The sequence below is a fragment of the Kitasatospora sp. MBT63 genome, assembly GCF_000710465.2.
Lineage (GTDB): Bacteria > Actinomycetota > Actinomycetes > Streptomycetales > Streptomycetaceae > Kitasatospora.
Window position 1 is genome coordinate 1 of sequence record NZ_JAIZ01000810.1, and the last position, 1,579, is coordinate 1,579.

Below are 1,579 nucleotides of genomic sequence, written 5' to 3' on the forward strand. Positions count from 1 at the left end.
GGCTCGACCGGGACACCGGCCGGCGGCGGCTCGGCGATGGTGCGCAGCGGCATGGTCTCGTTGAGCCCGGCCGGGACGGCGGCGTCGGGGGCCTGGCCGACGGCGGGCCCGGGGACGACGGGGTGTTCGAGCACCGCGACGGTCTCCACGGCACCCATCAGCGGTTCGCCCCAGGAGCCCTGCGGGCCGGGCATCAGCAGCTCGTCCTCGTCCTCGTCCAGCTGGTCGAGGAAGGTGTAGGCGGGCCGGTGCTCGCCGGCCCAGGCCTGGACGGGTGGCTGCGCGCCGGGCATGGCGGTGCCGTCCGGCGTGCCGAGCGGGTCGGCACCGCCGTGCGGCTGCTCCGGTACTCCCGCACTCGGGACGTGGCCGCCATCGGTCATGTCAAAGCTCCTTCCAGGCCGCTTCCGCGACCTTGGCGGCACGGCCACGACCGCAGCGCCCAACTCCGCTGGGAGGAGACCGCGGACGGCCTGCCCCTCCACCTACTGGCGGCCGCCGCGCACACGGCGGCCGTCGGCTCCGGCGCGCTGCACCCACCCCGGCGGCGCAGCGGCCCTCCCGGGCTGGCGCACCGTCAGGAACAACGACGGCCCGGGGCAACCGGCACGACCGCGCCGGAACCCTACGGCATTCTTCCGGCCCGGCCCGCATCGCGTCGAATGCGCGCGAAATGTGTCGATGCAGGTTGCACCGCGTCAAATCGGTACCAACCGGTCAGGATCGGACACGATCCACCGACGCGCGAAGCCCGGGGCCACCCTACCGGCCGGGGCCGACGGTCTCCCGAATCGGTGTCCGGATGCGACGTGGATCACCGTCCGGGCGGGCCCGCCGCCCGGTGGGGGGCGGTTCCGGCCTGCCGCGGGGCCTCGGCGGCCCGGGCCGGGGACACCGCGTGGTCCGTGCGGTGCCACCGGGCCGGGTCCGGGGGGCTGAGTCCGGCTCAGCCGGCCCGGCCCCAGAGGATCAAGGTGTGGTCGGCCGGGCCGAAAGAGGGGCGGTCGCGGTCGGCGCGCGCCGGAGTGAGCGGCGCGGACTGCAGCAGTGCGCCGTCCACGTGGTAGCCCGCCGTCTCGGCGATCTGCCGGAAGTCGGCCGCCTCGGCCAGGTTCCGGGCGATCAGGACCAGACGTCCGGGGCGGCGGGCGGCGACGGCCCGAACCAGTTCCGCGCCGCCGGACTCGATCACCACCGCGTCCGGCTCGGGCAGCCCGCCGAGCGCCTCGGGTCCCTCCCCCGGGACCACCTCGACCTCGACGGCGTGGCGGCGCGCGGCTGCGGCCGTCCGCGCCCGGGCGTCGGCCTGCGCCTGGACCGCGACCACCGCCGCGCCGAGCCGCGCGGTGTCGACGGCCAGTTCGCCGCCGGCTCCGCCGACCGTCCACACCAGGTCCCCGGGGACCGGCCCGATCCTGGCCAGCGCCAGCGCGCGGACATGCGCCGGCAGCGCGTGCTCCTCGGCCGGTGGGCCGTCGTCCGCCCCCGCACCCGCGTACGCCGGGGCGGGCAGCGCCCAGCCGTGCTCCGGCGCGGGGAAGCCCAGCGGGCGGCCGGCGAGCCAGCCGGCCGCCCCGGG

2 pseudogenes are annotated in these 1,579 nt (G+C 77.8%); both read right to left on the bottom strand.

Features of this window, described 5'->3' with window-relative positions:
* Nucleotides 1–383: pseudogene (locus AA75_RS42635) on the bottom strand (hypothetical protein); the annotation flags it as partial.
* Nucleotides 384–946: 563 nt separating this feature from the next.
* Nucleotides 947–1,579, bottom strand: a pseudogene (locus AA75_RS50580) (precorrin-6y C5,15-methyltransferase (decarboxylating) subunit CbiE); the annotation flags it as partial.